Source organism: Streptomyces sp. NPDC002446 (assembly GCF_053595675.1).
Genome location: NZ_JBSFYC010000076.1, coordinates 13398 through 38121 on the forward strand (window position 1 = coordinate 13398; position 24724 = coordinate 38121).

Annotated in this window: 20 protein-coding genes; 12 read left to right on the forward strand and 8 right to left on the reverse strand. The window is 70.0% G+C overall.

All coding sequences use genetic code 11. From position 1 onward, the window contains the following. Positions 1–110 precede the first annotated feature (110 nt). Positions 111–1139, reverse strand: a complete 1029-nt coding sequence (locus ACWD6P_RS30910; protein WP_451447475.1) for a WXG100-like domain-containing protein — start codon at positions 1137–1139, stop codon at positions 111–113. A gap of 90 nt (positions 1140–1229) precedes the next feature. After that, positions 1230–1562 (reverse strand): WXG100 family type VII secretion target, encoded by a 333-nt coding sequence (locus tag ACWD6P_RS30915; protein ID WP_451447476.1) that lies wholly within the window; start codon positions 1560–1562, stop codon positions 1230–1232. Between the two features lie 445 nt (positions 1563–2007). Here ACWD6P_RS30915 and ACWD6P_RS30920 point away from each other — a divergent pair, with 445 nt between their 5' ends. Next, positions 2008–2307, forward strand: a complete 300-nt coding sequence (locus tag ACWD6P_RS30920) for a hypothetical protein (RefSeq protein WP_451447477.1) — start codon at positions 2008–2010, stop codon at positions 2305–2307. Between the two features lie 192 nt (positions 2308–2499). Here ACWD6P_RS30920 and ACWD6P_RS30925 read toward each other — a convergent pair whose 3' ends face one another. The 3 genes from ACWD6P_RS30925 to ACWD6P_RS30935 form a co-directional block, all read right to left on the reverse strand. Next, positions 2500–3825, reverse strand: a complete 1326-nt coding sequence (locus tag ACWD6P_RS30925; RefSeq protein WP_451447478.1) for an SUKH-4 family immunity protein — start codon at positions 3823–3825, stop codon at positions 2500–2502. After that, the gene (locus ACWD6P_RS30930) at positions 3822–6077 is read right to left on the reverse strand and encodes an ATP-binding protein (RefSeq protein WP_451447479.1); all 2256 of its coding nucleotides are present in this window, start codon (positions 6075–6077) and stop codon (positions 3822–3824) included. Before ACWD6P_RS30930 ends, ACWD6P_RS30925 begins: the two co-directional genes overlap by 4 nt. Positions 6078–6485: 408 nt before the next feature. After that, the gene (locus ACWD6P_RS30935) at positions 6486–6887 is read right to left on the reverse strand and encodes a hypothetical protein (protein WP_451447480.1); all 402 of its coding nucleotides are present in this window, start codon (positions 6885–6887) and stop codon (positions 6486–6488) included. 239 nt (positions 6888–7126) lie between these two features. On the opposite strand from ACWD6P_RS30935, the gene ACWD6P_RS30940 reads away from it, so the two are divergent. Together ACWD6P_RS30940 and ACWD6P_RS30945 are read left to right on the forward strand one after the other, a co-directional pair. Beyond that, a complete protein-coding gene (locus ACWD6P_RS30940; protein ID WP_451447481.1) occupies positions 7127–7435 on the forward strand; it encodes a hypothetical protein in 309 nt (102 codons plus the stop codon). Further along, positions 7432–8160, forward strand: a complete 729-nt coding sequence (locus ACWD6P_RS30945) for a WXG100 family type VII secretion target (RefSeq protein WP_451447482.1) — start codon at positions 7432–7434, stop codon at positions 8158–8160. The genes ACWD6P_RS30940 and ACWD6P_RS30945 overlap by 4 nt, the downstream gene beginning before the upstream one ends. Before the next feature lie 103 nt (positions 8161–8263). Here ACWD6P_RS30945 and eccCa read toward each other — a convergent pair whose 3' ends face one another. After that, positions 8264–12220, reverse strand: a complete 3957-nt coding sequence (gene eccCa / locus ACWD6P_RS30950; RefSeq protein ID WP_451447483.1) for a type VII secretion protein EccCa — start codon at positions 12218–12220, stop codon at positions 8264–8266. A 256-nt stretch (positions 12221–12476) separates the two neighbouring features. On the opposite strand from eccCa, the gene eccD reads away from it, so the two are divergent. The 6 genes from eccD (at position 12477) to ACWD6P_RS30980 (ending at position 19521) form a co-directional block, all read left to right on the forward strand. Next, positions 12477–13940 (forward strand): type VII secretion integral membrane protein EccD, encoded by a 1464-nt coding sequence (gene eccD, locus ACWD6P_RS30955; protein ID WP_451447484.1) that lies wholly within the window; start codon positions 12477–12479, stop codon positions 13938–13940. 152 nt (positions 13941–14092) lie between these two features. Next, entirely contained in the window at positions 14093–14380 is a 288-nt protein-coding gene (rpsO, locus tag ACWD6P_RS30960; RefSeq protein ID WP_128511718.1) for a 30S ribosomal protein S15, read from the forward strand. Between the two features lie 293 nt (positions 14381–14673). Next, positions 14674–16896: a polyribonucleotide nucleotidyltransferase gene (locus ACWD6P_RS30965; protein ID WP_451447485.1), complete on the forward strand. Its 2223-nt coding sequence runs from the start codon at positions 14674–14676 to the stop codon at positions 16894–16896. Then, on the forward strand, positions 16893–18272 hold the full coding sequence (locus ACWD6P_RS30970; RefSeq protein WP_451447486.1) for a M16 family metallopeptidase: 1380 nt from the start codon (positions 16893–16895) through the stop codon (positions 18270–18272). Before ACWD6P_RS30965 ends, ACWD6P_RS30970 begins: the two co-directional genes overlap by 4 nt. 38 nt (positions 18273–18310) lie before the next feature. Then, a complete protein-coding gene (gene dapB / locus ACWD6P_RS30975) occupies positions 18311–19063 on the forward strand; it encodes a 4-hydroxy-tetrahydrodipicolinate reductase (protein ID WP_451447487.1) in 753 nt (250 codons plus the stop codon). Positions 19064–19074: 11 nt separating this feature from the next. Continuing rightward, the gene (locus ACWD6P_RS30980; RefSeq protein WP_451447488.1) at positions 19075–19521 is read left to right on the forward strand and encodes a hypothetical protein; all 447 of its coding nucleotides are present in this window, start codon (positions 19075–19077) and stop codon (positions 19519–19521) included. Between the two features lie 268 nt (positions 19522–19789). Here the strand turns inward: ACWD6P_RS30980 and ACWD6P_RS30985 are convergent, their stop codons facing one another. Both ACWD6P_RS30985 and ACWD6P_RS30990 read right to left on the reverse strand, forming a co-directional pair. Beyond that, positions 19790–20350: a PH domain-containing protein gene (locus ACWD6P_RS30985; RefSeq protein WP_451447489.1), complete on the reverse strand. Its 561-nt coding sequence runs from the start codon at positions 20348–20350 to the stop codon at positions 19790–19792. A 118-nt stretch (positions 20351–20468) separates the two neighbouring features. After that, positions 20469–20708 (reverse strand): hypothetical protein, encoded by a 240-nt coding sequence (locus ACWD6P_RS30990; protein WP_451447490.1) that lies wholly within the window; start codon positions 20706–20708, stop codon positions 20469–20471. Positions 20709–20940: 232 nt separating this feature from the next. Between ACWD6P_RS30990 and thyX the strand changes: the two genes are divergently transcribed. The 3 genes from thyX to ACWD6P_RS31005 all read left to right on the forward strand — a co-directional run bounded on the left by thyX (position 20941) and on the right by ACWD6P_RS31005 (position 24594). Further along, positions 20941–21699, forward strand: coding sequence for an FAD-dependent thymidylate synthase (gene thyX, locus ACWD6P_RS30995; RefSeq protein ID WP_451447491.1), 759 nt, complete (start codon positions 20941–20943; stop codon positions 21697–21699). Between the two features lie 196 nt (positions 21700–21895). Beyond that, positions 21896–22795, forward strand: coding sequence for a 4-hydroxy-tetrahydrodipicolinate synthase (gene dapA, locus ACWD6P_RS31000; protein ID WP_451447492.1), 900 nt, complete (start codon positions 21896–21898; stop codon positions 22793–22795). Between the two features lie 113 nt (positions 22796–22908). Beyond that, the gene (locus tag ACWD6P_RS31005; protein WP_451447493.1) at positions 22909–24594 is read left to right on the forward strand and encodes a ribonuclease J; all 1686 of its coding nucleotides are present in this window, start codon (positions 22909–22911) and stop codon (positions 24592–24594) included. Positions 24595–24724 lie beyond the last annotated feature (130 nt).

The window sequence follows — 24724 nt, forward strand, 5'->3', positions numbered from 1 at the left end:
GGGGTGCAGCGAGTGCCGCCCACGTAATCGCTAGTCCAGAACAGTGAAATGGGCCCACAGGAGAGAAGCCTGGGGCCCATTTTGGTGTGACGCAGGAATGAATCCTTGGCTCAGCCGAAGACCGCGCGTACCTCGTCGGTGGCGCCCTGGTTGCGGGTGGCGGCGCCGCCGGTGCGGCGGTCTACGTGGCGTTGGGCTGCGTCGAGGCCGCGGTTGGTGAGGTCCTGTTTGGCGTGGTCGACGTAGGTGTTGGGGTCGGCCAGGCTGGTGACGCCGTCGACGTACTCCTGGGCGCCTTCCTTGATGCCGTCGACGTATTCGCCGGCTTTTTCCTTGCCGATGTCGGCGGTTTCGCCCCAGTCGATTCCGTCGCGGGCGCCGAAGTGGCTTTCGATGCCCTGTTGTGCCACGTTCTGGCCCATCTCCGTGGCGGCCTCCTGGGCCTTTGCCTTGCCCTCTTCGATGATCTTTTCGCGGGCGATTTCCTTGGCCTGGTCGACGACCTTGTCCTTGACAGTTTCCTTGACCGTCGTCTTGATGTAGTCCGCCGCCAGTTTGCGGGCTTCCTTGGAAACAGCCTTCTTCGCGAGATTCTTGATGGCGTCCATGGTGGCGTGTTCCATGGCCTTGGTGGCCGCCTCCATGACCTCGCGTTTGATCTTGTCGAGGATCTCGCGGACGATCACGCGGGTGGCCTGCGTCGCGCCGGCGGCGCCGAGTTCGGACAGGCCCAGGGTGAACGGCGCGGCGGCCTGCGCGGCGATGATTTCGGCGGCCAGGATGACGAGCTGGACGATGACCGCGATCTTGCCAGCGAGAACGGCGAGGGCGGCGGCGTCGAAGGCGACCGCGATGATCTCCGCCGCCGCGGCGGCGTCGCGGAGGTAATGGTCCCCGCTGTTCCCGCCGCCGGAGAACGAACCCCACTCGTTCGCAAAGCCCTCGATTGCTTCGCCGGAGTTGGCGGAGACGATTTCATTGGCTGCCGAAGAGCCCGAGGAGGAGGCCTGGTTGACCGATTCGGCGAAGTTGCGCCAGACCTGGGCGCATTCATGGAGCTTGTCCTCGTCGGCGTCCGGCCAGTTGTAGCCGAGCAGGTCCAGGACCCAGGCTACTTCGCTTGGCAGCGTCAATGACACAGTGATCGTCCCCCGTGCAGTTGTGGCCGATTGCGGTGTGGAGTGGAGAGAGCGGGAAAGCCGGAATCAGGCGCGGTGCGCGGCCGGGATTCAGATGGCCGGGCGGCCGACCGCGCTGATGGTGTGGATGCCCTGCTCGTCGGATTCCGCGTAGGTGTCGGCCATGTGCTGGAGCTTTTCGCCGATGCCTTCCAGGCGCTCGCCCAGGGAGTCCATCGAGGTGAACATGCCGTCCCTGATGGGCGTGTAGACCGTTTCGAAGACGGCGCCGAAGTCGCAGTTCTCCCAGGGGCTGCCGAGGCCTTCGAGGTCGTCCTGCAGCTTCTTGGAGGCCTTGGAGAAATCGCTGCCGATGTGCACGAAGGTGTTGCCCTGTGTGCGCAGCACATCCGGATCGACGTCAAATGCCTTGCCTGCCACCATGGCCCCCGATTTCGGCGTGTCCCGCGCTGACTCTTGGCGCGACCCTAATGCTCCCACATTAGGTGATCGGAATGAGGGCATGTCAAGGCGAGGAGTGTGGAGGGAGCGTGGGTATCTCGGCACATCAATTGTGCTGAGATTCTGGGGAATTGACCCGCCTGTGGCTTTGGGGGCATTGGTGAATCTTGTGGGCGGGTGGCAGGTGACGGGTGGATGATGGCCGACCCTGACCGCTTGATTAAAGTGCAGGTTAAGTATTGGTGCTTTGTTGGTCAATCATGAGCGATGGCTGATCTGGTGGCGGATGCGCGGGGGCGCGGGTCCGCTGGGTGTGCGGATTTCCGGGTGTGTGGATTTCCGGGTGGTGGCGCTCGGACGTGTAGGGGTGCGGGGGCCGGCGGGACCGGGGCACGTAGACGATCACCGTCCCGTAGCATTTCCGCTCATGGACGCACCCGGCAATGAAGAGCCCCTCCCCGAGAGTCGTGTGGGGCTGACGCCTCGTCAGGCGAGGCGAATACGCATCGTCCTGGCCTCAGTGCTGATGGCTGCGATGGCGGCGGTGCTCGTGGTGCGTCTGGCGTCGCGTACGTCCGTACTGGTGGTCGGGGTGTACGGGGCCGCCCTGGTGCTCTGCGGTGTGGTGATCGAGCTCAGCCGGAACGGGCGTACCCGGCTCGGGACGTGGCTGCTGGGCATCGGGCTGGCGGCCGCGCTGGCCGCGGACTGGCTGCTGCTGCCCTGACGCGGCAGAGGGGAACGCGGCAGAGGGGAACGCGGCAGAGGAGAAGGTGGCAGAGGGGAAGGCTGCAGACGGGAAGGCGGCGGACGGTCGCACACAGCCTGCCCCCCGCAGTGCCAGCAAGAGGCCGGCCGCCCAGAGCATCCATACGCCCCGAGCGGCCGTAGCGCGTCTTCGCACCCCAGAGGCCGGATGTCAGAACAACCCGTGCCACATCTGCTCGATCACCAGTGACCACCAGTTGCCGGTGTCGTCCAGTGCCCAGGAGTCGATCGCGGCGATCTGCTCCTGGAAGGCGGCGACCGCGGTGCCCGCCGTCTGCGGGTCCGTTCCCTGCATCTGCCGGCGCGTGGTCACCAGCAGGGCGAGCGAGCGCAGGTATGCGGAGAGGGAGCGGTTGACGAACCGGCCGCCGCCCGACGACGGCTGGACGGCCCAGAGGGTGCCGACCATGTTCTGCTTCTCTGCCGGGGCGGTGCACTGGACGGCGATCGTGTAGAGGCCGTCGGTGCCGACGCGGACGTAGCCGGCGAGCGTGGCCAGGTTCTGCTCCGGGGCCTCGGTGCCGATCTCGCGCAGATGCGTCGCCACGTCCGTGAACATCCCACCGGGCGGCGGGGTGTCGGGCCGGTCCGCGGTGAAGAAGTACGGCACCGCGGCCGGCAGCCCGGCCCAGATCAGCGTGCCCTTGGTGGCCTCGGGCAGCTGCGTCGGGACGAGGTCGTCGGCGTCCGGGCGGTGTACGCCCTCGGCGCCGAAGACCTCCACGAGGTGCTTGCCGAGCGGTACATCGCGCATCTGCGGCGCGGGCTCGACGCGCTCCGGCACGGGCAGCCGGTGCGGTCGCGGCGGCGCCTGCCGGCCCGCGATCTGGTGCATCATCTCCACGTGCCGCAGCAGCCCGGCGATGCCCTCGGCGCGCTCCTCGGGGCGCATGCCGTAGCCCTCGGTGCACGAGAAGCCGGCGTTCGGGAACGTACGGAGGATGAAGTCGCCCGGATAGCCGCCGGGCAGCAGCGCCGGCCGCAGGTCGGTGTGGACCGCGCGGACGTCCGCGGGGTTCACGCCCAGCCGCCGCAGCTCGTCGTAGAGCTGGAACTCGACGGGCGGCTGCCCGGGAGCCGAGACCTTGACGAGGCTGGTCTCCTCGCCGGTCGCCGGGTCGTCGTAGGTCGCGACGGCGGTGTTGCCGGGGCCGGTGACCGGTGGCGCGGCCGCAGCCGCGCCCGCGCCGCTGCCGCCGTGCTTGTGCTGGTACATCCGTATGACCTCTTCGACGGGTACGGACGGCCAGACCGTCAGCTCGCCCGAGGCCCGGTCGACGACACCGCATGCGGTGCCGATCTCGGCGGGCGGGCGCCGCTGCCCGGTCTGCGGGTCGACCTCCGGGGGCGGCGGTACGGCCCACACCACCCAGCCGAGGTCGAACTCCTGCATGGCCACCTCCCGCGGCGGGCCCTGATGCCCCTCCGGGTTGAGCCAGCGGGCGGCGGTGGCGTGTGCCTGCGCCTGGGTGATCACGAGGGGTCTCCTTCGAGGGCGCGGGGAGCGTCGCCGTCAGCGGTGCCGGGGCGCTGGCGCGGCACAGCGGGGGCGGCGGGGACGGGCGCCAGGATCTGGCGGGCGGTCACACCGCGCTCGGTGGCGACGACGAGCACGCCGTCCGGGGAGAGGTCGGCGCCGGTGAGGGGGGAGTCCGACAGCAGCGCGGCCACCACCTCCTGGCTCGCGCGGGCCCGGACCCGCAGGTAGTCGGCGCCCCGGCGCAGGCCGAAGGGCGCCGCCGCCCGGGTCTCCTCCGAGGGCTGCACCACCCGCGCGGGGTCGGCGTCGAGGTACTCCCCCGTGCGCAGGTCGAGCAGGAGGAGGGCCTGGCCGCCTTGCGCGGACGGCCCGTCGGCGGGGGCCGTGGCGCCGTTCCCGGGCGCGGCGACGTCCCCGGAGGCGGCGGGCAGCGTACGGGAGCCGGGGGTGCCCTCGGGGACGGTGAGGGAGATGACGGGGCGGGGGGCGGTGGCATCGCCGGCAGCCGGGGAGCCGCCCTCGGCCGTGTCCGCCGTCGCCCCGGTCTCCCCGTCCGCGGGCAGCGAGCCGGTCGTCACCGCGCGGACACCGGTCAGCGGCACGCTCCACAGCGTCCGCCACGGCAGCGTGAAGCCGCGCGCGTGCAGGGCCTCCGCGTACGGCGCCAGCCCGTCCTCGACGAACGCGGACTCCAGGAACGCCGCCCGCATCCCGGCCGGCGCCTGGGACCGGGTGAGCAGGGGCGCGGTGCGCAGATACGTACGGGCCGGGGCGCCGAGCTGTTCGCTCGGTACGGCCTCGACGGCGGCCCGCAGCGTCACCGGGTCGGCGTGTGCGAACAGGCCCGGGTCGGTGAGCAGCTGGGGGAGCAGCCCGGCTTCGAGGGTGTGCGCCGCGAGGTGGTCGCGGACGTACGGGTCGGCCTGCGACCAGTCCTGCTGGGGCACCGCTTCCAGCAGCATCATGGCGTTCTTGGTCTGGGCGTCCCGGACGTCCGGCAGCCCGGAGCGGATCTCGGCGGCGAGCGCGGGGTGCATCAGGCGCAGCAGCGTGCGGCCCGTACGGCCCGTACGGCCGTCGGCGGGGCCGGCGCCCGAGGCGCCCCCGTCAGCCCCGTCGGTCCCGTCTGCATCCGCGTCCCTGTCGGTCCCGTCCGCATCCGCGCCCCTGTCGGTCCCGTCGGCATCCGGGTCCCCGCCGTCCGCGGACTCCTCGGCCGACTGGACGAACGGTGCCGCCAGCGGCATGCCGTCCGCGATGTCCTGGCTCATGTCCCGTCCGGCGAGGGCGCTCGCCAGCGGCGCCAGGAGCCCCAGGGGCAGCCCCTCGCCCTCGGCGAACGCGAGCGGCGCCAGCATCAGCCGCAGCGTCCGCGGATCGGCGCCCAGCCGGCGGGCGTGCAGATCGAGCGCCTCGCCGACGCTGCCGGGCAGCAGGGAGGCGTCCGCCGGGTCGAAGCCGTCGGGCTGCAGGAGCAGCGACTGCACGGCGAGCTGGAGGGTCAGGCGGTTGCCGCCCGCGCGCTCGGCCATCGCGGCGGCGAGCGCCCGGCGGGCCGACGGATCGGTGGTGTACGGGAGTTGCGGCGCCCCCCTCCCGGGGTCGAGCGCGGTCTCGGCGTGCAGGACCAGGCCCTGGGGGTCGGCCCACTCGGGGGCGTCCAGATCGATGATCTGCGCCTGGCCGCCCGGCAGCGTGCCGGCCAGCTCCGCGGCCAGTTCGCGCGGTACGTCGGCGAGCAGCTGAACCGTTTCGGTCGCGGCGAGCGGTATGAGGACGTCCCGTACGAGGCGGGCCGGCTCGTCCGCGGCGCGTACCGGACCGGCCTGGTCCACGTCCGGCACCACGATGGTCACGGGCTCTTCACGGCCGGCGAGTTCGGCGAAGACGTCCTCGCCGCCACCGGCGCTCAGCCCGAAGTGATCGGCGAGCAGCCACAGGACCTGGGCGGCGGTGCGGCCCGCGGGGCTCGGCACGGCGGGCGCCGGAAGGTCCGGGGGCACCGTGGCCGGCTCCAGGTCGTCCAGCGGAAGCCGCTTGCGGTAGTCGGGATCGCACATCATCAGGAAGCCGGTGATCAGGCGCGAACGCCCGCTTCCCGGGCTTCCGGTGAGCACGACGACCCGCGGCGCACCGGGCCACCGCATGCGCCACGCCGCGAGTGAGCGCAGCGCGGCGGCGCGACCGCCGACGTACGGATGCGGTGCGTAGCCGGCCGCTCGGGCGTTTCCTCCGTCTGAGGCGCTCATGGCTTCCTCGTCCCCCATCAATCCCGCCCTCCACGTGCGCGGATTCCTGCGTGTACCGCCTCGATCCTATGATCCGGGGCGAGTGCGCGGGACGGCGCGGGGCCGCTGTTCCGGAACGGGAACACGCAGGCCGGGACGGGCGTGCGGGCGCCTTTCGCCGGTGGCACGTGGAGCGGGCGTGCGGGCGGTTGTCCCTGGGGCCCGTTCCCGGCCCGCTGTGGAGAAAAGGAGATGTCCGGGTGAGGAAAGGAAGCAGATACGCCCGAATTCTCCGCAGGGCGATCTGCTTTCTTCCGCAGAGACCGTATCGGCGGTAAGAGACCGTATCGGCCGTATCGGCGTGACGAACGCATTCCTGCGCTATGAACGCATTCCTGCGCTATGAACGCTTTGCACCGGCTTCCGGGATCAGCTCCGGTGTCCGCGCCCGCCGCGCCGCGAGGACGTGACGATGTTGAGCGAGGGGCCGTCGCGCTCGGCGCGCTCCTGGTCTTCCTTCGCTTCCTGCTCCTTCTGCCAGGCGGCGTACTTCGCGCGCGACTCCTCGCGCTCGGCCATGGTCTGGTTCTCCGCGGCCCGCCGGATCTCGGTCATCCGGTCACCGATGGCGTCCATGTAGCCCGGAGTCTGGATGGCGTCCTTCATGCCCATACGGCCCGAGAGCACCTCCTGCGCCATCTCCTGGAGCTTGCCGCCGACATTGGGGTTGTCCGCCAGGACCTTCAGCGCCTTGTGCAGGCGGTGCGCCTGCTCCGGGTCCTGGGCGACGTCCATCAGGTCCTCGTCCTGGATCTGCCGCTCGTTGCTCATCCCTGCCCCCTTGAATGTCGTGGCACAGCAACCGCGTGTGCTGCACCGGCGTCCCGAGTCTAATGACGGGTGTGAACGGGTCGTCAAGGCGGGGGTTGTCGGTATTGCCGCAAATTGCTCGGTATGCATTCCGCGCTCCGCCCGCCGGCAGCTCGGCAGCGGGCTTCGGCCCTATTGCGGGTGTGCTAGACCTGAGGCGATGTTGGCAGGGCAGCTGCCATTCAATTCGGGGAGAAATGATGTCCGACGAAGTCCGGCTCAGTACGGAGGAGTTGCACAAGCTGGGTGCGACCTTCGAGATACGCGCGGAAGAACTGAGCCGGCAGCTGGCCGCATTCAGACGGCGGGCGGACGCCGAGGCGCTGCGGGACGGCTTCGGCAGCGAGGAGGCGGCCCGCCCCTACCGCGAGCTGTACGAGCAGGCCGAGCACGCCCTCGCCCAGCTGCAGCAGCGGCTCGCCGAGGTCGGCAGCGGCATCAAGGAGACCGTCGCGAACACGCAGGCGGCCGAGGACGAGCTGGTCGAGATGATGCGGAGCGTCAAGTGAACGAGCGACGCAACCCCGACGCGCTGCACGAAGCGGCGGCCGGCTGGCGGGAGATGGGCAAGCACCTCGACGGCATGGTCCGCGATCTGGACCGGCACGTGGGCACCGCCGCCGCGGCCAACTGGCACGGACCGGCGGGCGAGGCGTTCGCCGCGGAGTGGCACCGTCTCAAGCGGTCCGTCGACGATTCGCTGCCCGCCTTCGAGCTGGCCGCGGCGGACCTGGAGACCGCCGCCGCGCAGCCCGACGACAAGGGCGGTGAGGAGCACGGCGCGCCGCCGGTGGACCGCTCCGCGAACGGTTCGCAGTCCTCCTCCGGCCGCGATGCCGCCTATGGCTTCATGGCGCTCGGACAGCTCGCCAACGGCCTCGGCGGCGCGTTCGGCAAGCGCGGCGGGGGCGGCCAGCGCAGCTCGGTCCCGCCCGTACGGCACCAGTGGGAGACCTCCACTGCCGTGCACGGGCCCGACCCGTTCGGACCGGCCAAGGACGGCGAGGCGAAGACGCGCGGCGGCGAGGGCATCGCCAAGGGCGTACGGACCCGGCCGGCCGGCCCGGAGCCGGCGCCGGGCGACGAGCGGGACCCGAAGGCCGAGCCGGCCAAGGAGAAGCCCGCGAAGGAGAAGCCGGCCCAGGCCACGCCGGTTACGGGCACGGTGGCACCGGCCGAGCCGGAGAAGCAGGGCACCGCGCCCGACACCGGTCGGCACGGCGCCTTCGGCTGACCCGGCGAAGACTCCGCGCCGACGCACCGGCACCGGCACGAAACGGCGGTGGGGCGCCCCTCCGAAGAGGGACGCCCCACCGCCGTTGTGCGTGCGGCCGGATCTAGCCGTGGGCCGGCAGCCAGCCCGTCTGGACCAGCTGTGCACCACGCTTGCGCGTGATGAACATGCCACGTCCAGGCGTCAGGCTCTGGCCCTTGATGTTGCCCATCAGCGGACCCTCGGCCGGGTCGGCCGACAGGATCAGACCCTGCGCACCGAGCTCCTTGGTGCGCTGCATGACCGGCTCGAACGACGACCGTCCGGCACCCGAGGAGCTGCGCGCGATGATCAGGCGCAGACCCAGGTCACGGGCGAACGGCAGGTACTCCAGCAGCGGCTGCAGCGGGTTGCCGCTGCTCGTCGCCACCAGGTCGTAGTCGTCCACGATCACGAACGCGTCCGGCAGGTCGTACCAGCTGCGGTTGCGCAGCTGCTCCGGCGTGACGTCCGGTCCGGGCATCCGGCGGCCCAGCGAACCGGCCAGCCCGCTGATGACCTCCTGCAGCTGCGGACCCGCGGCGCAGTACTTGTACATGTGGCTCTCGGGGATCTCCCCGAGCAGCGCACGGCGGTAGTCGGAGACCACCATCAGCGCCTTGTCGGACGGGTACCGCTCGGCGATCTGCTTGGCCAGCAGACGCAGCAGCGACGACTTGCCCGACTCGCTCTCGCCGTAGATGACCAGCAGCGGGTCGGTCTCGAAGTCGATGAACGCCGGCGAGAGCGTGGTCTCGTCGACACCGATCGCGATCCCGTGCTCCGGGTAGTCGCTGCCCTTGGGCAGCTCGTTGACGTGCAGCATCGTCGGCAGCATCCGCACCGCGGGGGCGGGCTCGCCCTGCCAGTGCTCGCTGACCGTCGCCACCAGGTTCGCGATGCCGTCGCTGATCGTCTCCGGGTCGCTCATCCCGTCCAGACGCGGCAGCGCCGCCAGGAAGTCGAGCTTGTCGGGGGACAGACCGCGACCGGGCTTGCCCATCGGCACGTTCTCCGCGCGCTTGCGGTCGAACTCCGACTCCATCGGGTCGCCCAGGCGCAGCTCGACGCGGTTGAGGAGCTGGTCGCGCAGCGCGGGCCGCACCTCGGTGTAGCGCGCGGCGGCGAGGATCAGGTGGACACCGAAACCGAGACCACGGGCGGCGATGTCCAGGATGACCGGGTCCATCTGCTCGTAGTCGGTCTTGAACGTGCCCCAGCCGTCGATGACCAGGAAGACGTCGCCCCACTTCTGGTCGGGGAAGGCGCCCGCGGCCCGCCGCTGGCGGTAGGTCGCGATCGAGTCGATGCTGTTGGCCCGGAAGAACTCCTCACGCTCGTTGAGGATGCCGACGACCTCGGAGACCGTACGGCGCACCTTCTCGGCGTCCAGACGCGAGGCGACCCCGCCGACGTGCGGCAGGCCCTCCATCGTCAGCATGCCGCCGCCGCCGAAGTCGAGGCAGTAGAACTGCACTTCGGAGGGGGTGTGGGTGAGCGCGAACGAGGCCATCGCGGACCGGATCAGCGTGGACTTGCCGGACTGCGGACCACCCACGACCAGACCGTGACCGGCACCGGCGGAGAAGTCCAGGTACATCACGTCACGCCGCTGCTCGAACGGCTTGTCCACCAGCGCGACCGGCACCACGAGCTTGCCGAGCGCGGTGTACTCCGGCGCGTGCACACCCCGCTCGGGCGTCACCGCGAGCGTCGGCAGCAGCTGGTTGACCGTCGGCGCCTCCTCCAGCGGGGGCAGCCACACCTGGTGCGCCGGCGGGCCCTGGCCCTGCATGCGCTGGACCATGACGTCCAGCACGGTGTCGGCGAGCGCGTCGTCGATCTCGGGCTCGGCCGCCTCCACGGCGACCGGCTCCTCGATGATCTGCTCGACGACCGGGGCCGCGGTGAACGGCACCGGCATCCGCATCGACCGGCCGCCGCTGCCGCCACGGCCGCCGCCGCCCGGACCCCGGTACGTACCGGAGACATACGCGGCCTTGAACTGCACCATCGTCTCGGTGTCGTACTTCAGGATGCCGGAACCGGGGACGTTCGGCAGGTGGTAGGCGTCCGGGACACCGATCGCGGTACGGGACTCGGCCGCGGAGAACGTCCGCAGACCCAGCCGGTAGGACAGGAAGGTGTCCAGACCGCGCAGCTTGCCCTCTTCCAGACGCTGCGAGGCGAGCAGCATGTGCACACCCATCGACCGGCCGATACGGCCGATCTGGATGAACATCTCGATGAAGTCGGGCTTGGCGGCGAGCAGCTCGGAGAACTCGTCGATGATCATCACCAGCGACGGCAGCGGGTCCAGCGGGGCACCCGCGGCACGCGCCTTCTCGTAGTCGGTGATGTTCGCGTAGTTGCCCGCGGAGCGCAGCAGCTCCTGGCGCCGCTGGAGCTCACCGGTGATCGAGTCGCGCATGCGGTCGATCAGCGTGACGTCCTCACCGAGGTTGGTGATGACCGCCGCGACGTGCGGCATCTCCGACATACCGGTGAAGGTGGCGCCACCCTTGAAGTCCGCGAGGATGAAGTTCAGCGTCTCGGACGAGTGGGTGACCGCGAGGGCGAGCACCAGGGTGCGCAGCACCTCGGACTTACCGGAACCGGTCGCACCGACACACAGGCCGTGCGGGCCCATGCCCTGCTGCGAGGCTTCCTTGATGTCCAGCATGACCGGCTGGCCGTCGCGGTCGACACCGATCGGGACGCGCAGCCGCTCGGCCAGCGTCCGCGGCCGCCAGGTGCGCGACACGTCCAGGGCACCGGCGTCGCCGATGTTGAGCAGGTCGGTGAAGTCCAGGGCGGACAGCAGCGGTTCCTCGCCGTCGGCACCCGAGCCGGCCCGCAGCGGGGCCAGCTGACGCGCCAGCGACTCCGACTCGGCGATCGACAGGGTGTCGCAGACACCGTGGTAGACCGCGCCGCTGGCCGACTCCAGCACCAGCTTGCCCGGCCACACCTGCACGGCCAGACCGCCGCGGATCTCGTCCAGATCGCCCGGGACGACCTCCAGGATGGTGACGCCCTGCAGACCCTCGGCCCCGGCGATCACCGAGTCCATCGGCACCTCGCCGCCGTCCAGCACGATCACCACATGCGGGGTGTCGGTCACCGGAGTGCCCTGCGGGTTGAACCGCCCGCGGCCCTCCAGGTCGTCCGCCAGCAGCTCCTCGATCTCACCGAGGTCACCGACGACCAGCCGGCGGCTGCCCGCGCCGTCCGTGGTCTTGTCCTGGACCTGCGGCAGCCACTTCGTCCACTCCCACTCGGCCTGCGCACCGGGCGCGGCGACGACCGCCACCACCAGGTCCTCGGGCGAGTGCAGGGTGCACAGCTGGGCGATGATGGCGCGGGAGGCGCCGTAGACCGTGTCCGGGTCACCGGAGACGGTCAGGTGGTAGAAGGCGCGCAGCGAGACCGCCAGGGGCAGGTCGTCCAACTGCCCGTGCTTGTCGAGGAACTCCTTCATCGCATGCGCGGTGAGCGGCTCCAGCTCGTCGACCGGTGCGGTCTCCGGAGCCCTCAGCGGAGTGGCCAGCTGCTGCGGCCCGAGCCCGAGACGTACCTGCCCGAAGTCCGGATCGGTCGCCCGCCGCTCCCACACCCGTTTGCCCTCGGCCACGATGGACCACAACTGGCTCGGGTCGGGGTGCGTGAAGAGCTGCGCATCCCGCTGCTTACGCGCGGTGCGCCGCACCTCTTTCCGCTTCTGCGTCAGGTACTTGAGGTAATCCTGACGCTCCTGAAGCATTTGTCCGGAAGGCCCTTGGCGGGCTTTGACGATCTGCACGATCGCCATTGCCAGAGTGGACGCCACCATAAAGCCGCCCATGATTTTCATGAACGGCTGGTTGCCCATGAACAGGAATCCCGCCGAAGACGCCATGCCCATCATGGGCATAAGGGTCATCAGCATGTTCTCTGATTCGCCTTCACGCGGCAGCTCCGGAGGTGCCTCGAGTGTCACCTCCTCCGAGGGGACTTCGGGTGGCAGCGCGCGGGGCGGGCGCTTGACGATGACAACGCTCACCGAGGCATCAGTCCTTCATGCATCTCGCAGTCTCGGACCGCCCCCGTTGGATTCGACGGTCCCCCCGAGCCAAGTCCTTGGCCCGAACCAGGCGTTGATCCTACTGTTAAGCGTCAAGTCTCGGGGTGGGTGGGGCGGCCGCTGAATTGGACGGTACGCTGACGCCTCGCGAGCGTGCCCAGAGGCCCGGAGAGACGGCTCTATATATAGGGCGCGTGACGCGACAAAACGCCCAACGGATAGGGGGAACCGCCAGGTGAGCACGAGCACTGGCACCGGCTTTTGCCGGGTCACAGTCGCCGCGCCGGACGCACGGATCGACGTGGCTCTGCCGGAGGACGTCGCACTCGTCGACATTTATCCGGAGATCCTGCGGCTCTCCGGGCAGTCCCAGGCCGAAGGCGCACCGACCGGCTACCACCTCGTACGCCGCGACGGCACGGTCCTCGACGCCGGGCAGTCGCTCGCCCAGCAGCAGATCCTCGACGGCGACCTGCTTCTGCTGAAGCCGTTCGCCGAATCGCTGCCGCTCCCGGTCTTCGACGACGTCTCCGACGCCGTCGCCTCCGCGGTCAAGCGCAACCGCAGCCGCTGGAGCGACGACCTGATGCACGTCGTCGGCCTCACCGCCGGTGTGCTGCTGCTCGTCATGATGGCGTTCGCCCTGTGGTTCTCCAACCCCGTCGACCGCGACATGCACCGCCTGCCCGGCATCATCGCCGGCGTCGTCGGCATCGTCCTGGTCGCCCTGGCCGGCGTCCGCGCCCGCGTCTACGACGACCACGGCTCCTCCATCGCGCTGGGCCTGGCCGCACTGCCGCACCTGCTGATCGCCGGCTCCGGCATCTTCCCCGTCGAAGCGGGCGAAGGACCCGGCCGGCTGCACCTGCTCGTCGGCTGTGTGACCGTACTGATCGCCTCCGTACTCCTGGTGGTCCTGCTGCCGCGCGGCGACGCCCCCTTCGTCGCGGCCGCGTTCCTGTCCGCCATCGGCACCCTCGCGGTCTTCGCCGCGATCCTCACCGACGCCGCGCCCCGCGAGGTCGCCGCCGTCACCGCCGTCGTCGCCATCGCACTGGTCGCCTGGCTGCCCGGCCTCTCCGCCCGCTTCGCCCGGCTCCCCATCGGCTACAAGTCGCCCGACCAGATCGCCAAGGGCTCCTTCGACAACGGCGGCGAGACCGAGTCCGTCGACTTCGTCAAGATCGGCAACCAGGCCAAGCGCGGCCACGAGCTGCTCCTCGGCCTCGTCGCCGGCTGCGCCGCCCTGGTCGTCGGCTCGGCCGGTATCGTCCTCGGCTTCTCCGACAACATGTGGGCCCAGCTGCTGGCCCTGGCCGCCGGCATCACGATCATGCTCCGCGCCCGGCTCTTCGACTACACCGCGCAGGTCGCCTGCCTGACCATCGCCGGCATCCTGACGATCGTCCTGCTGATCCTGGGCATCACGCTGCACCCGCCGACGGACATCTTCGTCGAGCTGGTGCAGTACCAGGACTCCGGCCCGCTGAACATCCGCACCGTCTGGTTCTCCAGCAGCATCGCGGTGGGCGCCGCCCTCCTGGTCGGCGTCGGCCTGGTCGTCCCGCGCAAGGGCGTCACCCCCTTCTGGGGCCGGATCTTCGACATCTTCGACGGACTGGTCCTGCTGTCCCTCGTCCCGCTGTGCCTGGCGGTCCTGGACGTCTACAACGAGGTGCGCGGCCTCACCGGCAGCTAGCGCCCGCGCCCACCCGAACAGCGGCCCCCCGACCACCCGGTCGGGGGGCCGTTTCCAGCTGGTACGCTGTGTGACGGTCCGGTCGAGTCATCCAAGATTCCCTGTGAGGCAAACCAGGGGCGCTCACGGACCGAAACCCCAAGGAGTACCGCGTGTCGCTCGACGCCGCTACGAAGAAGCAGATCATGGCCGAGTTCGCCACCAAGGAGGGTGACACCGGCTCCCCCGAGGTCCAGGTCGCGATGCTCACCCGCCGCATCTCGGACCTGACCGAGCACCTCAAGACCCACAAGCACGACCACCACTCCCGCCGTGGTCTGCTGCTGCTCGTCGGCCAGCGCCGCCGCCTGCTGCAGTACCTGGCGAAGAAGGACATCACGCGCTTCCGCGCGCTGGTCGAGCGCCTGGGCATCCGCCGCGGCGCGGCGGGCGCCAAGTAAGACGCCGTAGAGGGAGCGGTTCCCACCGGGGGCCGCTCCCTTTGCCGTATGCACCGGACGCTCACGCCATCTCACGGTGGACGGAAGCTTTGTAGTCTGGTGCCATATCGCAAAACTGAACGCGGTAGGAGCGCCTCCTGGCCGCCGGTCCTCGGTAGTGGCCCCCGGACGGTCCATGTACGGCATGCGACCCCCTTCCGGGTGCTTCGATCGAAGACCGGCCCGCACCGGCGCTCCACCGAAGAAGGTCTGCCGCCACACGGGCAGCAGACGCAGACGAGGAGATATTCCTGGTGGAGAACGAGACCCACTACGCCGAAGCCGTGATCGACAACGGCTCCTTCGGCACCCGCACCATCCGCTTCGAGACGGGCCGCCTGGCCAAGCAGGCCGCCGGCTCCGCCGTCGCGTACCTGGACGACGACACCATGGTGCTGTCGGCCACCACCGCCTCCAAGAACCCGAAGGACCAGCTGGACTTCTTCCCGCTGACCGTCGACGTCGAGGAGCGGATGTACGCAGCCGGGAAGATCCCCGGCTCCTTCTTCCGCCGTGAGGGCCGTCCCTCCGAGGACGCCATCCTCACCTGTCGCCTGATCGACCGACCGCTGCGCCCGTCCTTCAAGAAGGGCCTGCGCAACGAGATCCAGATCGTCGAGACGATCATGGCGCTCAACCCCGACCACCTCTACGACGTGGTCGCCATCAACGCCGCCTCCTGCTCCACGCAGCTGGCCGGCCTGCCCTTCTCCGGCCCCATCGGCGGCACCCGCGTGGCCCTGATCAAGGGCCAGTGGGTGGCGTTCCCGACCCACACCGAGCTCGAGGACGCCGTCTTCGACATGGTCGTGGCCGGCCGGGTCCTCCCGGACGGCGACGTCGCGATCATGATGGTCGAGGCCGAGGCCACCGAGAAGACCATCCAGCTCGTCAAGGACGGCGCCGAGGCCCCGACCGAAGAGGTCGTCGCCGCCGGTCTCGAGGCCGCCAAGCCGTTCATCAAGGTCCTGTGCAAGGCGCAGTCGGACCTCGCCGCCAAGGCCGCCAAGCCGGTCGGCGAGTTCCCGATCTTCCTCGACTACCAGGACGACGTCCTGGAGGCCCTCACCAAGGCCGTCAAGGACGAGCTCGCCCAGGCGCTGACCATCGCCGGCAAGCAGGAGCGCGAGTCGGAGCTGGACCGCGTCAAGGGCCTGGCCGCCGAGAAGCTGCTGCCGGAGTTCGAGGGCCGCGAGAAGGAGATCTCCGCCGCGTACCGCTCGCTGACCAAGACCCTGGTCCGTGAGCGCGTCATCAAGGAGAAGAAGCGCATCGACGGCCGCGGCGTCACGGACATCCGTACGCTGGCCGCCGAGGTCGAGGCCATCCCGCGGGTGCACGGTTCCGCGCTGTTCGAGCGTGGCGAGACCCAGATCCTGGGCGTCACCACCCTCAACATGCTCCGCATGGAGCAGCAGCTGGACACCCTCTCCCCGGTGACCCGCAAGCGCTACATGCACAACTACAACTTCCCGCCCTACTCCACCGGTGAGACCGGTCGCGTCGGCTCCCCCAAGCGCCGCGAGATCGGCCACGGCGCGCTCGCCGAGCGCGCGCTGATGCCGGTGCTGCCGACCCGCGAGGAGTTCCCGTACGCGATCCGTCAGGTCTCCGAGGCCCTCGGCTCCAACGGCTCCACGTCCATGGGCTCGGTCTGCGCCTCGACCATGTCGCTGTTCAACGCCGGTGTGCCGCTCAAGGCCCCGGTCGCGGGCATCGCCATGGGCCTGATCTCCCAGGAGATCGACGGCGAGACCCACTACGTCACCCTCACCGACATCCTCGGTGCGGAGGACGCCTTCGGTGACATGGACTTCAAGGTCGCCGGCACGAAGACCTTCGTGACCGCCCTCCAGCTGGACACCAAGCTGGACGGCATCCCGGCCTCCGTCCTGGCCGCGGCCCTCAAGCAGGCCCGCGACGCCCGGATGCACATCCTGGACGTGATGAACGAGGCGATCGACGTTCCGGACGAGATGTCCCCGAACGCGCCCCGGATCATCACCGTCAAGATCCCGGTGGACAAGATCGGCGAGGTCATCGGCCCCAAGGGCAAGATGATCAACCAGATCCAGGAGGACACCGGCGCCGACATCACGATCGAGGACGACGGCACGATCTACATCGGTGCCGCCGACGGCCCGGCCGCCGAGGCCGCCCGCGCCACGATCAACGGCATCGCCAACCCGACCATGCCGGAGGTCGGCGAGCGCTACCTGGGCACGGTCGTCAAGACCACCACCTTCGGTGCGTTCGTCTCCCTGCTCCCGGGCAAGGACGGCCTGCTGCACATCTCGCAGATCCGCAAGCTCGCCGGCGGCAAGCGCGTGGAGAACGTCGAGGACGTGCTCGCGGTGGGCGCCAAGGTCCAGGTCGAGATCGCCGAGATCGACCAGCGCGGCAAGCTCTCCCTGATCCCCGTGATCGAGGAAGAGGACGCCGCCAAGGCCGACACGAAGGACGACACCGACAAGTGACGTCCCGTACGCACAGGACGACGGCCCGCACCTCTTCGGAGGGGCGGGCCGTCGCCCGTACCCAAACGCTTCTCAAGGGCACCGCGGGCGCCGGCACGGTCCGCCGGACCACCCTCCCCGGCGGCCTGCGCATCGTCACCGAGACGCTGCCGTCGGTGCGCTCCGTCACCTTCGGGATCTGGGCGCACGTCGGCTCCCGCGACGAGACGCCGTCCCTCAACGGCGCCACGCACTACCTTGAGCACCTGCTCTTCAAGGGCACCGAACAGCGCAGCGCGCTGGACATCTCCGCCGCCATCGACGCGGTCGGCGGCGAGATGAACGCCTTCACCGCGAAGGAGTACACCTGCTACTACGCGCGGGTGCTCGACACCGATCTGCCGCTCGCCATAGACGTGGTCTGCGACATGCTCACCGGCTCGCTGATCGAGACCGAGGACGTGGACGCCGAGCGCGGGGTGATCCTCGAAGAGATCGCGATGACCGAGGACGACCCCGGCGACTGTGTGCACGACCTGTTCGCGCACACCATGCTCGGTGACACCCCGCTCGGCCGCCCGGTCCTGGGCACCGTCGACACCGTCAACGCCCTCACCGCCGAGCGCGTCCGCCGCTTCTACAAGAAGCACTACGACCCCACGCACCTGGTCGTCACCGCCGCCGGCAACATCGACCACGCCAAGGTCGTCCGCATGGTCCGCCGCGCCTTCGAGCAGGCCGGGGCCCTGGACCGGACGGACGCCGTCCCCGTCGCCCCGCGCTCCGGCACCCGTGCCATCCGCACCGCGGGCCGCGTCGAGCTGCTGGACCGGCGTACCGAGCAGGCCCATGTGATCCTCGGGATGCCGGGCATGGCCCGCACCGACGACCGCCGCTGGGCGATGGGCGTCCTGAACACCGCCCTGGGCGGCGGCATGTCCTCCCGGCTCTTCCAGGAGGTCCGCGAGAAGCGCGGCCTGGCCTACAGCGTGTACTCGTACACCTCGGGCTTCGCCGACTGCGGCCTCTTCGGCGTCTACGCCGGCTGCCGCCCCAGCCAGGTGCACGACGTCCTCAAGATCTGCCGCGACGAGCTCGACCAGGTGGCCGCCCACGGCCTCAGCGACGACGAGATCCACCGCGCCATCGGCCAGCTGCGCGGATCCACCGTCCTCGGCTTGGAGGACACCGGCGCGCTGATGCACCGCATCGGCAAGAGCGAGCTGTGCTGGGGCGAGCAGATGTCGGTCGACGAGATGCTCGCCCGGATAGCGGCCGTCACCCCCGACGAGGTCCGCGAGGTCGCCCGCGACGTACTGGGCAAACGCCCCTCGCTGTCCGTCATCGGGCCCCTGAAGGACCGGCAGGCCGCCCGCCTGGACGAGATCGTCGCCTAGGGCACGCCGCCGTACCACCGAGAGAGAGACTGGAAACGATGAGCAAGCTGCGCGTGGCCGTACTCGGAGCACAGGGGCGCATCGGCTCCGAGGCCGTACGGGCCGTGGAGGCCGCCGAGGACATGGAGCTGGTCGCCGGGCTCGGCCGGGGGGACAAGCTGGAGACGCTGGTCGAGGCCGGCGCCCAGGTCGTGGTCGAGCTGACCAACCCCGGCGCGGTGATGGGCAACCTCGACTTCTGTGTGCGTCACGGCATCCACGCGGTGGTCGGCACCACCGGCTGGACCGATGAGCGCCTCGCGCAGCTGCGCACCTCGCTCGCCGCCTCGCCGGAGGCGGGTGTGCTGATCGCCCCGAACTTCTCCATCGGCGCGGTGCTGACCATGCGGTTCGCCCAGCAGGCGGCGCGCTTCTTCGAGTCGGTCGAGGTCGTGGAGCTGCACCACCCGAAGAAGGCGGACGCCCCGTCCGGCACCGCGGCCCGCACCGCCCAGCTGATCGCCAAGGCCCGCGAGGAGGCCGGCTGCGCGCCGCAGCCGGACGCCACCAGCACCGCACTGGAGGGCGCCCGCGGCGCGGACGTGGACGGCGTCCCCGTGCACTCCGTACGGCTGCGCGGGCTGCTGGCCCACCAGGAGGTGCTGTTCGGCGGCGAGGGCGAGACCCTCACCATCCGCCATGACTCCCTCCACCACAGCAGCTTCATGCCGGGCATCCTGCTCGGTGTGCGCCGTGTGGTGACCACCCCGGGCCTGACCGTGGGCCTGGAACACTTCCTCGACCTGGACTGAGGCGGACGGTCATGGGCGGCAAGATCACGTACTTCTTCCTCGCCACCGTGCTGGTCATCGTCTTCGGCGTGGTGGCGCTGGAGGGCGTACTCCTCCTGCTGACCGGCGAGCCGGCCGCCATGGGGATGGGCGCGGTGGCCTTCGTGCTGCCGTGCATCGGCGCCTGGTTCCTGTGGCACAACACCCGCTTCGCGCGGGACGCCCACCGGCTGGCGGGTGCGCTGGAGGCCGAGGGCGGGCTGCCCGTGGACGAGCTGCAGCGGACCCCCGGCGGCCGCATCGACCGCGCCGCGGCCGACGCGGTCTTCGCCCGCCGTCAGGCGGAGACAGAGAACGCACCCGGCGACTGGCGCACATGGTTCCGCCTAGCGGTCGCCTACCACGACGCCCGGGACACGCCGCGCGCGCGTAAGGCTATGCAGCGTGCGATTGCGTTGTATGGCGGTAACGCGTCCTAGGGGAGACCGTCTCCGGGGAGTGCCTTCTCGGGTGAGGGCCGTCTTCGGGCTGTCCCCGGCGAGCTCCGTCCCCGGCGAGGGCTGTCTCCGGCGTCCCCTCCGTCCCCGGCGCGTGCTCGTTCCCGAGCAGCGGGCTTCCGGCCCTGACCGATGCCCGTTCGTTCCTCGGGAATACCGCCCGGCCCGGCCCCGTTGTGGCCCCGCAGGGGGCCCTCGCATCCCCTACGGGATCTGTTCCCCCGCCCCCTAGGGCCAGCCCCTAGCCGCCCTAGCCGCCCTGGCCCCGGTACTCCGTAGCCCACGCCTCCAGCACGTCGGCGGCCCGCTCGAACGCCTCCGGGCGGGCCAGGAAGTCACCGCTGCGGTCGGTGATCAGGGAGCGGAGCGGTCCACCCTGCCGCCGGTCGATGATCAGCGCCTGGCCCTGCACCGTCCGCGGCAGCCCCAGCCAGCGCACCGGCTGCTGGAGCGTACGCACCGAGGCGATCGCGCTCCACGGCTCCGTCGTCGTACGCAGCAGGTTCACCTGCCGCAGGCCGTGAGCGCTGACCCACACACCCACCCGTAGCAACCGCACCGCAACGGTGATCATCAGAGCCCCGACCGCCGCGACGGCCCCGGCGCCGGGCAGCGACCCCGCCATCGCGATGATCATCGAGGAGAGCAGTACGAACGAGGCGAGCAGCAGAACCACGGACGCCGCCCCTACCCGCCACGGTCCGGGGCGGTAGGGACGGCGCCAGTGGTCGGGCTCGTCATGCGGCAGCGCGGCCGACTCCGCGGCTTCGGCATCGAGGTCGCGGTCGGCCGTCAGGAAGGGCAGGGGCACGGCTGATCCTCACTCAGGGCTGCTCAGCACTCACGAACGTGCTGACGGAAGCTGTGACCGGTGAGGCTATCGGGACCGGCGGGGCGGAACCACTCGGTGGCCCGCTCCGCTCGTCCGCTCAGCGGTGGGCGGCCTCGGAGTGGTGCACCCTGTTCGAGGCGGAGCTGTCCTGCTGCAGTGCGGGAACGCCGAACAGCAGGGCGCCGGCCAGGCCGCCCACGACTGTCAGCGTGATCAGTGACTGGCCGACGAGCTGCGCACGGGAGGCGCGCTCGCGCGGCGGGGGAGTGACATTGCTGCGGAACCGGTCTGCCTCGGCAACGAAGGCGAACGGGACGGGCTCTCGCCGGCGGAACATGAGCGGGCTCTCCTAGGAACCTCGAAGTGGGCACTGTCACAGGGTTAGACGTGTGTGGCGTCCGATTGGTGCCCGTTTTCCGAGACTTCTGTGAAAAATATCAACTGCCGCTCCACGCCCTGTTATAGAGCGTCCCTTTTGCGGCTAACGCGGCATCACGCCGCATTCCCTCGACTGTCAGTGCCGGGCCGTAGGCTGGTCGCGCACGAGGATCGAACGGAAGGAACCGCCGGTGTCCCACACCCCCGCCGACAGCACTGAGAGCCCTGACGGTGCCGCCGTCAGCTTCCGGAGCGAGGTGACGGTCGAGCTGGTCAAGCACAGCGCTGCGGACAGCGACGTGCTGTGGGCGGCCCGCGTCTCCACGGCCGGTGAGCAGTCCCTCGAAGAGCTCCACAAGGACCCGGAGCGCTCCAAGGGCTTGATCAACTTCCTTATGCGGGACCGGCACGGCAGCCCGTTCGAGCACAACTCCATGACGTTCTTCATCAGCGCCCCCATCTTCGTCTTCCGCGAGTTCATGCGCCACCGCGTCGGCTGGTCGTACAACGAGGAGTCCGGCCGCTACCGCCAGCTGGAGCCGGTCTTCTACGTCCCCGGGGAGTCCCGCAAGCTCGTCCAGCAGGGCCGCCCCGGCAAGTACGAGTTCGTCGAGGGCACCCCGGCGCAGCACGAGCTCACCGGCCGCGTCATGGAGGACTCCTACCGGCAGGCGTACGAGGCCTACCAGGAGATGCTCGCCGCCGGCGTCGCCCGCGAGGTCGCCCGCGCGGTGCTCCCCGTCGGCCTGTTCTCCTCGATGTACGCGACCTGCAACGCGCGCTCCCTGATGCACTTCCTCGGTCTGCGTACGCAGCACGAGCAGGCGAAGGTGCCGTCCTTCCCCCAGCGCGAGATCGAAATGGTCGGCGAGCAGATGGAGGCCCACTGGGCCGAGCTCATGCCGCTCACGTACGGCGCATTCAACGCCAACGGCCGGATCGCTCCGTAAAGCCCAGGCCGCGGGCCGGATGCCGGGGTCGCACGACGAACGTGCGAAGTGTCCGGATTGCGGCATTTTGAGAAGTTCATCTACGCTGAACAGACGGACCCGGCACTGCTTGAACCCCCGAGCAGGCAGTGCCGGAGTCCACATCCCTGCTCCCCGGAGGAGCATCCCGCGGTGAGCTACGAGTAGCGTGGGACCCATGGCTCCGACTTCCACACCGCAGACCCCCTTCGGGCGGGTGCTGACCGCCATGGTCACGCCATTCACGGCGGATGGCGCCCTCGACCTCGACGGCGCGCAGCGGCTCGCCGCACACCTGGTGGACGCCGGTAACGACGGCCTCGTCGTCAACGGCACCACCGGAGAGTCCCCGACCACGAGCGACGCGGAGAAAGCCCAGCTCGTCCGCGCCGTGGTCGATGCGGTCGGTGACCGCGCCTTCGTCGTCGCCGGAGCCGGTACCAACGACACCCACCACAGCCTCGAGCTGGCCCGCGCCGCCCAGGCGGCCGGCGCCCATGGCCTGCTCGCGGTGACGCCGTACTACAGCAAGCCCCCGCAGGAGGGCCTGCTGCGCCACTTCACCGCCATCGCGGACGCCACCGACCTGCCGGTCATGCTCTATGACATCCCCGGCCGCAGCGGCGTCCCGATCAACACCGAGACCATCGTCCGGCTGGCCGAGCATCCGCGCATCGTCGCCAACAAGGACGCCAAGGGCGACCTCGGCCGCGCCAGCTGGGCCATCGCCCGCTCCGGCCTCGCCTGGTACAGCGGCGACGACATGCTCAACCTCCCGCTGCTCTCGGTCGGCGCCGTCGGCTTCGTCTCCGTGGTCGGCCATATCGTCACCCCCGAGCTGCGCGCCCTCCTGGACGCCCACCTCAACGGCGACGTCACCAAGGCCACCGAGATCCACCAGAAGCTGCTGCCCGTCTTCACCGGCATGTTCCGCACCCAGGGCGTGATCACCACCAAGGCCGCCCTGGGCCTGCAGAACCTGCCTGCCGGCCCGCTGCGCCTGCCGCTCGTCGAGCTCTCCCCCGAGGAGACCGAACAGCTCAAGCGCGATCTTGCCGCCGGCGGGGTACAGCTCTGAACACAGACTTCACAACTGAATACCGACCAACAACCGCCACATAGCAAGTGCACGAATGTCATGCGCGCCACGTGCCTCGACGGCAGCGTGGCGCGTGTGGTGAGGAGAGTCTTTTGAGTCATCCGCATCCTGAGCTCGGCGCCCCGCCGAAGCTTCCCAAGGGCGGCCTGCGCGTCACCCCCCTCGGTGGCCTGGGTGAAATCGGCCGCAACATGACGGTCTTCGAATACGGCGGCCGGCTGCTGATCGTCGACTGCGGAGTGCTCTTCCCCGAGGAGGAGCAGCCCGGAATCGACTTGATCCTGCCGGACTTCTCGTCCATCAGGGACCGCCTCGACGACATCGACGGCATCGTGCTCACGCACGGCCACGAGGACCACATCGGCGGTGTCCCCTACCTCCTGCGCGAGAAGCCGGACATCCCGCTCATCGGCTCGAAGCTGACCCTCGCCCTGATCGAGGCGAAGCTCCAGGAGCACCGCATCCGCCCCTACACCCTCGAGGTGCGGGAGGGGCACACCGAGAAGATCGGTCCCTTCGACTGCGAGTTCGTCGCGGTCAACCACTCCATCCCGGACGCCCTGGCCGTGGCCATCCGCACCCCCGCGGGCATGGTCGTGCACACCGGCGACTTCAAGATGGACCAGCTTCCGCTGGACCGGCGGCTGACCGACCTCCCCGCGTTCGCCAAGCTCGGCGAGGAAGGCATCGACCTCCTCCTCTCCGACTCCACGAACGCCGAGGTCCCCGGCTTCGTCCCGCCCGAGCGCGATATCTCCAACGTGCTGCGCCAGGTGTTCGCCAACGCCCAGAAGCGCATCATCGTCGCGAGCTTCGCCAGCCATGTGCACCGCATCCAGCAGATCCTCGACGCGGCCCATGAGTACGGCCGCCGGGTCGCCTTCGTCGGCCGCTCGATGGTCCGGAACATGGGCATCGCCCGCGAGCTGGGCTATCTGAACGTCCCGGCCGGCCTGGTCGTCGACGTCAAGACCCTGGACGACCTCCCCGACGACGAGGTCGTGCTGGTCTGCACGGGCTCCCAGGGCGAGCCGATGGCCGCGCTGTCCCGGATGGCCAACCGCGATCACCAGATCCGGATCGTCCAGGGCGACACGGTGATCCTGGCGTCGTCGCTCATCCCCGGCAACGAGAACGCGGTCTACCGCGTCATCAACGGACTGACCCGCTGGGGCGCCAACGTCGTCCACAAGGGCAACGCCAAGGTCCATGTCTCGGGCCACGCCTCGGCCGGCGAGCTGCTGTACTTCTACAACATCTGCAAGCCGAAGAACCTCATGCCGGTGCACGGCGAATGGCGCCATCTGCGCGCCAACGCCGAGCTGGGCGCACTGACCGGTGTCCGCAAGGACCGGATCGTCATCGCCGAGGACGGCGTCGTGGTCGACCTGGTCGACGGCGTCGCCAAGATCACCGGCAAGGTCCAGGCGGGCTATGTCTACGTCGACGGCCTGTCGGTCGGCGATGTCACCGAGGCCCACCTCAAGGACCGCCGCATCCTGGGCGACGAAGGCATCATCTCGGTCTACGTGGTCGTGGACAGCAGCACCGGCAAGATCGTCGGTGGCCCGAACATCCACGCCCGCGGCTCGGGCATCGACGACGCGGCGTTCTCCGGCGTGATCCCCAAGATCGACGAAGCCCTGACCAAGTCCGCACAGGACGGCATCACGGAGCCCCATCAGCTCCAGCAGCTGGTCCGCCGTGCGGTCGGCAAGTGGGTGTCGGACAACTACCGCCGCCGCCCGATGATCCTCCCCGTGGTCGTCGAGGTCTGACGCACGGAGTCGTACGAAGGTACTCAAGTCGGAGCGGGGCGCCTGGATTTGCATCCAGCACACCGGAGCCGGGGGCGAGACCGACATGGCGCTCGCGGGCGGCGTCAGCGTCCAGACCACCCCGGACACC

Bases quoted from the DNA above. Each gene is read 5' to 3' on its own strand.
- ACWD6P_RS30920 (WP_451447477.1), top strand. From the start codon at position 2,008: ATGGACGCACCCGGCAATGAAGAGCCCCTCCCCGAGAGTCGTGTGGGG.
- ACWD6P_RS30980 (WP_451447488.1), top strand. From the start codon at position 19,075: ATGGGCGGCAAGATCACGTACTTCTTCCTCGCCACCGTGCTGGTCATC.
- ACWD6P_RS30915 (WP_451447476.1), bottom strand. From the start codon at position 1,562: ATGGTGGCAGGCAAGGCATTTGACGTCGATCCGGATGTGCTGCGCACA.
- ACWD6P_RS30940 (WP_451447481.1), top strand. From the start codon at position 7,127: ATGTCCGACGAAGTCCGGCTCAGTACGGAGGAGTTGCACAAGCTGGGT.
- ACWD6P_RS30930 (WP_451447479.1), bottom strand. From the start codon at position 6,077: ATGAGCGCCTCAGACGGAGGAAACGCCCGAGCGGCCGGCTACGCACCG.
- dapB (WP_451447487.1), top strand. From the start codon at position 18,311: ATGAGCAAGCTGCGCGTGGCCGTACTCGGAGCACAGGGGCGCATCGGC.
- dapA (WP_451447492.1), top strand. From the start codon at position 21,896: ATGGCTCCGACTTCCACACCGCAGACCCCCTTCGGGCGGGTGCTGACC.
- ACWD6P_RS30990 (WP_451447490.1), bottom strand. From the start codon at position 20,708: ATGTTCCGCCGGCGAGAGCCCGTCCCGTTCGCCTTCGTTGCCGAGGCA.
- ACWD6P_RS30935 (WP_451447480.1), bottom strand. From the start codon at position 6,887: ATGAGCAACGAGCGGCAGATCCAGGACGAGGACCTGATGGACGTCGCC.